General features: G+C 69.0%; 4 protein-coding genes. 3 read left to right on the top strand and 1 reads right to left on the bottom strand.

Features of this window, described 5'->3' with window-relative positions; all coding sequences use genetic code 11:
* Window positions 1–529 precede the first annotated feature (529 nt).
* Complete coding sequence (locus AB0B82_RS24105; protein ID WP_360172592.1) at window positions 530–1,021, top strand: winged helix-turn-helix domain-containing protein; 492 nt, start codon at window positions 530–532, stop codon at window positions 1,019–1,021.
* 172 nt (window positions 1,022–1,193) lie between these two features.
* On the opposite strand, the gene AB0B82_RS24100 is transcribed toward AB0B82_RS24105, so the two are convergent.
* Window positions 1,194–5,597 (bottom strand): S8 family serine peptidase, encoded by a 4,404-nt coding sequence (locus AB0B82_RS24100; RefSeq protein ID WP_360172590.1) that lies wholly within the window; start codon window positions 5,595–5,597, stop codon window positions 1,194–1,196.
* 255 nt (window positions 5,598–5,852) lie between these two features.
* Here AB0B82_RS24100 and AB0B82_RS24095 point away from each other — a divergent pair, with 255 nt between their 5' ends.
* Together AB0B82_RS24095 and AB0B82_RS24090 are read left to right on the top strand one after the other, a co-directional pair.
* Window positions 5,853–6,452, top strand: coding sequence for a winged helix-turn-helix domain-containing protein (locus AB0B82_RS24095; RefSeq protein ID WP_360172588.1), 600 nt, complete (start codon window positions 5,853–5,855; stop codon window positions 6,450–6,452).
* A gap of 10 nt (window positions 6,453–6,462) precedes the next feature.
* Complete coding sequence (locus tag AB0B82_RS24090; protein WP_360172585.1) at window positions 6,463–7,614, top strand: threonine synthase; 1,152 nt, start codon at window positions 6,463–6,465, stop codon at window positions 7,612–7,614.
* Window positions 7,615–7,639 lie beyond the last annotated feature (25 nt).

Genomic DNA, 7,639 nt, shown 5'->3' with positions numbered 1-7,639 from the left:
GTTCACCCATCGTGTTGTGGGTTCCGTACCCTTCACACGGGTCAGGAACCCACAACACCGTGGGTGAACCCACCGTGTGGGAACGCGCGGGGCGTCCAGCGCCATCCAGCGCCATCCAGCGCGGTCCAGCGCGGTCCAGCGAGGTCGGGCGAGGTCCAGCGCGGTTCAGCGTGGTTCAGCGTGGTCGGGCGCGGTCCAGCGCGGTCCAGCGCGGTCCAGCGCGGTCCAGCGTGGTCCAGCGCGGTCCAGCGGGGGCGGCGACTCGGTCACCCGGGCCACCCACGGATCGGTCACAAGAGCCGGTTTCCTGTCCTTTCTCGGACAGGACGCATATGTGCCAGCCGATAGCGCAGTGAATCCCTTGACTTAGTCAAGGCCGTGAAGAGTACTTGTGGCGGGCCGGTTCAACTGGGAGGGGCTTGCTGTGTTGGCGATGGCTGATCAGTCGGGAGTTGGCAGGTCGGAAGCTGACAGGTCCGGGGCGGGTACCGCAGCGGAGAAAGCGTCCGAGGCGTCCCTGATCATCGGCGTGGCCGCAACCCGGGCCGAGCGCGTCCAGCTGGCCCGTCTGCTCGGTGAGGCCGACGCGCTGCTGCTGGTGTCCAACGCCGAGCAGGCACGGGCGTTCCTGGAGCTCACCGGTGTCTCGGTGGCTCCCAGCGCTGCCGTGTCGGTGCCGACGGCACTGACTGCCCAGCGCCGCATGCAGGCGGTCAAAGAGCCGGAGCCGGTCGACGGACTGGCGTTGGACGGCCACCGCCGCGTTGTCCGGTGGAAGGACCGTGAAATGCCGTTGACCCGGCTGGAGCACGACTTCCTGCGTTGTCTCGTTGCGGAGCCCGGCCGGGTCTGGACGTACCAGCGGCTGCACCACGCGGTCTGGGGCAACGAACACCTCGGTCACGGCTCGCACATCCACTCGGTGGTCAAGCGCCTCCGCCAGAAGCTGGCCAGCCTGGGAGCCACCGTCACCATCCACGCCGTCCGCGGCGTCGGCTTCCACCTCCTCCCGACGCCCTGACAGCTGCTACAGCTGCTACGGCCGCTACAGGTGCTACAGCCGCTGTAGCAGCCGTAGCAGTAGCTGTACGACCACGCCGTACCAACAGCTCACACAAAGCGACCGGCCCCGGACTCTCGTCCGGGGCCGGCCTTTTGCCACCTACTGCTTACTTGTCCTTACTCGAGGGACGTCACTTGATGGACTTCAGTGCGAAGTCCTCGGTGACGGGCTCACCGTTCAGCAGCCTCGTGGTGCGCGTCTGAGGCTTGTAGCCGTCCTTCGCGGCGATCAGGGTGAGCGGGTTGTTGCGGCGGTCCAGCCAGTAGGCGTAGCCGCCGTCCTTGTCGGTGATGAAGGTGTAGGACTGCGCCCACGAGTCCACCTGCACGATCGCACCCGGGAGGGCGGCGGAGGCGCCGGACGAGCTGACGCCCGTGACGGTGCCCTGCAGCTTGCTCCAGGTGTTGGGCGGCGTGACGGTCATCGTCACGGCGACCGGAGCGACCGAGTAGGGGGTGTTCTCGCCGATCGTGACGCCACCGTTGTAGGTGCCGGGCTGGTCGACGTTCGCGGTCAGCGTGACCTTGACGGTCGTCGACTGTCCCGGGGCCAGCGTGGCCTCGGTCTTGTCGATCGACAGCCAGCTCACGTCGGCCGACGACTCGGAGCAGTCCTCGAGACCCGGCAGGGCCTCGCTGTCCACCGTGGCGGTGAAGCCACCGGACGAACCACCGATCTTGTAGAAGCCGCACGCCGCACCACCGCGGTACCGCGGCAGGTTGGCGTTCGGCAGCGCCGACCAGGTCTCCGCCGACGGGTCGTAGGAGAACCCGGCGTTGGTGACCGCACCGGCCTGGACACCGCCGACGATCAGCAGCTTGCCGCCGGCGACGGCGTACGACGCCGCCCAGTGGTCCGCCGGAGCGTCCGCGATGGCCGTCCACGAGTCCGCACCCGGGTCGTAGACGTATGCCGACTTCAGCGAGTTCACGCTGTCGTTACCGCCGGCGCAGTACAGCTTGCCGTCGATGGCGCCGCAGGACGCGAACGCGACTGACTGCGGGTAGTTCGCCAGCGTCTCCCAGGCGTCGGCCGTCGGGTCGTACCGCACCACGGTGTTGCTCATCGGGGTGCAGCCCGAGGTGGTGCAGCCGCCGACGGCGTACAGCTTGCCGTCGAGCACGGCCTGTCCGGCAGCGGCCCGCGGGGCCGGGTTGGCGGCCACGGCGGTCCAGGCGTTGGCGGCCGGGTCGTACGACCAGGTCTCCGGCGCCGGGCCGGACGATCCCCAGCCGGAGCTGGCGATGATCTTGCCGTCGATCACACCGACCGTGATGGCGTTACGAGCGCCCGGCAGCGGGGCGATCGCGGTCCAGGCGAGCGAGGCCGGGTCGTACACGTAGCTGTTCCCGGTCGACGCGGAGCCGTTGCCGCCGGCGATCGAGTAGATCTTGCCGTCGACGTTGACCACTCGGTTGTCCATCACGGTCGCCGGGTAGTCGGCGATGTCGGCCCACGGAGCCGCCATCGGCTTCGCGGCGACCGGCGCGGTGCCGGTCTTGCCCGACAGCATCCGGGCGAACGAGGTGTTCACGGCGATCCGCTGCAGCGGGGCGCCGGGCCCGTGCTCCACCTGGGCCTTGGTGGTGGTGCTGCCGTTCGCGTTCTGCAGGACGAAGCCGTTGTCCTTCTCGCCGAACTTGACGTCCACCGGCGCGCCACCGGTGTTCTTGACGGTGAACGACTTGGTGACCTTGCCGGTCGGCAGCTTCAGGCTGCCGCTGACCGCGCCCGGGGTGACGGTCAGCTGACCGGCCTGCAGGCTGAAGTCGGCGGTGCTGGTCCAGTCGGCCTCGACCCCGACGGTGGCGGTCGCGTCGACGTAGTTGCCGGCCTTGGCGGTGAAGCCCTGGTCGCCGTCGGCCGACGAGTACAGCCAGTAGAAGCCGTCCGCGAGGGCGGTGTCCTCCGGCGTCGCCGCGGTGGTCGCGGACTCGGTGCTGCCGTCACGGGTGACGACCGCGCCGTTCACGAACCCGTTGGCGTTGGCGTCCTTGACGTTGCCGACGACGATGCCGCCGCCGGTCGGCTCACAGGTGACCTCCGAACCGATCAGGACGTTGTCGACCTGCCACCACCACTCGTACGAGGCGTCGTAGTAGTGGAACCGGACCTTGACCGCGGACTTGCCGGCCGCCTCCGGAATGGCGATCTCCTTGACGCCACGGACGTCCGTGGCCTGGTTGAGCACGGTGGTCCAGGTCTCGCCGCCGTCGATCGACAGGTCGACGTCGGCCTTCTCACCGCTCAGGTAGTTCAGGTCCTGGTTGAACCGGATCACCGGGGCGGTGACCGAGCTCAGGTCCACGACCGGGCTGACGAGCGAGGAGTCCTGCTGGCCCGCGCCGCCGTAGCGGTCGCTGTCGATGATCGCGAAGTTGCCGCTGCCACCGGCCAGGTTGGCCCGGTTGCCCGGGTTGTCGAACACCCAGACCTGCCCGTTGCCCTTGTTGTCCTCCACGGTCCAGCCTGCCGGCGCGGACGTGGTGTCGAAGGTCTCGTAGACGCCGTCCGAGCCCCACTTGTAACCGGGCGCGGTGGTGCAGGAGGTGGCGTCGGCCGGGACCGCGATGTTCTTGGTCAGGTTGCCGCTGCCGACCGTGATCGGCTGGCTGACCGTCTGGTAACCCGGGTACTTGGCCTCGACCTTGAGCGTGTACGCCGCCCCGGACGGGACCTTCAGGCTGTACCGGCCGTTGCTCGGGGTGGTGTAGTCGAACACACCGCCCGGGCCCTCCACCGACACCTTCGCGTACAGCGGCCAGCCGTGGCCGGAGCCGTCCGTGACGGTGCCACCGACGCTCACCTGCGGAGTGCTCTCCAGGGCGAAGCTCTTGGTGGTGGTGTCGCCGGTGGTGATGGTGACGGTGGCGGTCTGGGTCTTGTACCCGAAGGACGCGACCGTCAGGTTGTAGTCGCCGGCCTGCAGCACCGACGAGAATGTGCCGTTGCTGCCGGTGGTCAGCGTCTTGTCGGGCTGACCCTCGGCCGTGACGGTCACGCTGGCACCGGCCAGCGGGGCGCCGTCGGCGGCGGAGGTGACGGTGCCGGACAGCGTGCCGGTCTCACCGACCGGCGCCGCGTCCAGCAGCGCGAGCGCGTCCAGGCGACCCTCACCGAACACGTTGTTGTTCGCGTCGGTGCCGCCGCACTGGCTGTTCGGCGTGTCGATCGCGGTCGTGTTCAGCAGCGCCCGCGTCGCCGTGACGTCGTCCTTGAGCGACGGTGAGGCGGACCACAGCAGCGCGATGGCGGCAGCCAGGTGCGGCGTGGCCATCGACGTACCGTTGAACGCGCCGTAGGTGCTGCCCGGCAGGCTGGAGCGGACGTTGACACCCGGGGCCGAGATGTTCGGCTTGATGGTGCCGTTCTGACCCGCACCGCGGCCGGAGAACGACGCGATGTTGTTGTTGATGTCGTAGGCGCCCGCCGAGTAGTTGCTCGTCAGGCTGCCCGGCGAGCCGCTGGTCTGGCAGGCCGAGCCGCTGTTGCCGTTGGCGAACGCACCGAAGATCCCGGACGCGGTCCAGGCCAGGGTGATGTCCTCCATGAACGGGTCGTTCGACGGCAGCGTCGAACCCCACGAGTTGTTGATGATGTTCGGCCGCTTCGACGCGTCCGGGTTCTGCCCGTTCAGGTCGGTCGGCTCGAGCATCCACTCGCCGGATTCGATCAGCGCGGCGTCACTCGGGCAGCAGCCGTTCGCTGCGATCCACTTCGTGCCCGGGGCGACACCGATCTGGTTGCCCGCGCCGTCGTCGCCGACCATGGTGCCCATCGTGTGGGTGCCGTGGCCGTTGTTGTCGGACGGCTGGGTCGGCGAGGTGCCGGCCGCGTCGAACCAGTTGTAGTTGTGGTCGAAGGTGCCGTCACCGTTGTTGCCGCGGTACTGGTTCACCAGCGCCGGGTGGTCGTACTGCACACCGGTGTCGATGTTCGCGATGACGATGCCCTCGCCCTTGTCGCCGTACTGCGACCAGACCTGGTTCGCCTTGATGTTCGCGATACCCCACTCGACCGCCTGGACAGCTTTCTCCTGCTGGCCGGGCGTGACCTTCGGTATCTCGACCTGGGCGGGGGCGTAGAGGCCCTCGACCTCGGTGTGGTTGGCGAGGCTCTGGGCGAGCTTGAGCGAACCGCTCTCGATGCGGATCGCGTTGGTGCCCCAGAAGGTCTTGTACTTCACCTTCTGCGCGTCCAGTTCGGCGCGGACCTTCGCCTGGCTGGCCGCGGCCGTCTTCTTCAGCGCGGCGGCGACCGCCGTACCGCGCTCGTTCCAGTCGGTGATCTTGCCGGCGGCGCTCAGATCGGCCTTGTCGGCGAACCGGACCCAGTAGTCGGTCGCGGACTTGGCGTTCTTGCCGTTGAGTTTGTCCAGCAGTTCCGGCTTGATCTTGGCGGCCGGCGTGGCCTCCGGTTTCGTGGGCGGTGACGCTTGGGCCTGGCCGGCGGCGGCCATCCCTGTGGCCAGTACGGCCACCGTCGCCAGGGCACCCACCAGAGATCTGGCGAGTCCCTTTCGTTGATGTGACATCTCTGCAGCCCCTCACTTGAAAGACCCCGAGTCGACTCCCCCGAGTCATCTGCTGCAGGAGGGCTCACCGTGCGTGCCCCCCAGGTCGCGGCATGTGACACCGCAAGCCTGACGAGGAATCTATGTGTCAGAACAACGTGGTAACAAGCACACTTCGTGAGCAAGATGTGACTAGCTGTCGTACGAATCTGGGCAAGCTGGGCAAACCTTGGCGGTCCGTTGACGATCCCAGGCAGATGTTGACATCGTGACTAGATGGTCACCGCCCGTGAACCCGCCCCAACGGACGCCGATCTGCCAGAGACCTTCCCGCTGCTGATCGCGGTCGCCGCCTCGCCGGAACAGCGCGTCCGGCTCGCCGAACTCGTCGACGACGTCGCACCGCTGCTGCTGGTCTCCACGCTGGACGAACTCCGCCGGCTACTCGTTCCCGCCCACCAGCCGCCACCCGCAGTCCCGGACCGGCCCGAGCCCCCGGAGCCTGAGGCCGTCGACACCGACGCCGCCGCCCGGGCGGCCGGTGCCGATCCCGACGCCGAGGTTCTCACGATCGACCGGGGCCGTTCGGTGGCGCGTTTCCGCGACCGCGAGATCCCGCTGACCGACCTCGAGCAGGAGCTGCTGGGCCGGTTGATGTCGACGCCGCTGCGGGTCTGGTCGTACGACGCTCTGCACCAGACGGTGTGGCGCGATCGCGAGGTCCGTGGCACCGCCGACGTGCACTCGGTGGTCAAGCGCCTGCGCCGCAAGCTCGAAGAGCTCGGCACCACGGTGACGATCGACGCCGTCCGGGGGATCGGGTTCCGGCTGTCCGATCGGCGGCGCCCGCTGATCACCGATCTGCGCGCGGGGTAGCTTTCCGGATGTGACCTTCTCTGCGCTGAGCCACCTCGATTGTCCCCGCTGCGGCGCCACCCACGACGCCGACCAGATCATCGGCCTCTGCCCCTGCGGCTCGCCGCTGCTCGCGCGGTACGACGTACCCGCTGTGGGCCCGGGGGAGCTGGCGTCGCGCGCGCCGGACCTGTGGCGCTACCACGAGCTGCTGCCGGTGCGGTCGCCGGAGAACGTGGTGACGCTGGGGGAGGGGATGACGCCGCTGCTGCCGCTGTCCCGGTACGGCGCCGAGCTCGGGCTGGATCGCCTGCTGATGAAGGACGAGGGGCTCATCCCGACCGGCAGCTTCAAGGCACGCGGTGCGGCCGTCGGCGTATCGCGCGCCTACGAGGTCGGCGTACGGAAGATCGCGATGCCGACCAACGGGAACGCCGGGTCCGCGTGGGCGACGTACGCCGCCCGCGCCGGGATGGAGGCGCTGATCGCGATGCCGCTCGCCGCGCCGGAGATCTGCCGGCGGGAGGTGACCGCGGTCGGCGCGCGGTTGCAGTTGATCGACGGGTTGATCGGGGACGCGGCGGCGTACGTGCGCGAGCAGCCCGGGTACTTCGACGCGTCGACGCTGAAGGAGCCCTATCGGATCGAAGGCAAGAAGACGATGGGGCTGGAGATCGCGGAGCAGCTCGGGTGGAAGCTGCCGGACGTGATCCTGTACCCGACAGGTGGCGGGGTGGGGATCATCGGGATCTGGAAGGCGCTGACCGAGCTGCTCGCCTGGGGCTGGATCACGGGGCCGCTGCCTCGGTTGGTCGCCGTGCAGTCGACCGGATGCGCGCCGATCGTGCGGGCCTGGGAGAAGGGCCTGCCGGAGAGCGAGCCCTGGCCCGACGCCCAGACCGTTGCCTTCGGCATCACCGTGCCCAAGGCCCTCGGGGACTTCCTCGTGCTGGAGGCCTTGGCGGACACCGGCGGGTGCGCGGTGGCCGTGGACGACGCGGACATTCTGGCCGAGCAGCACCTGGTCGCCCGCCTCGAAGGTACCTTCATCTGCCCCGAAGGCGCCGCCAACTTCGCCGCCCTCCGCCGGCTCCGCGAGTCCGGCTGGGTCCGCCCCGACGAGCAGGTCGTCGCGTTGAACACCGGCGCCGGCCTGAAGTACCCGGAAACCGTCCCCCTCTGACCTCTCCTCGCAAGCCGCGGGGCCG

The organism is Kribbella sp. NPDC048915 (assembly GCF_040649595.1).
Classification (GTDB): domain Bacteria; phylum Actinomycetota; class Actinomycetes; order Propionibacteriales; family Kribbellaceae; genus Kribbella.
The sequence above is the reverse complement of the archived record's forward strand: the minus strand, read 5'-3'. Positions and strand labels throughout refer to the sequence as shown.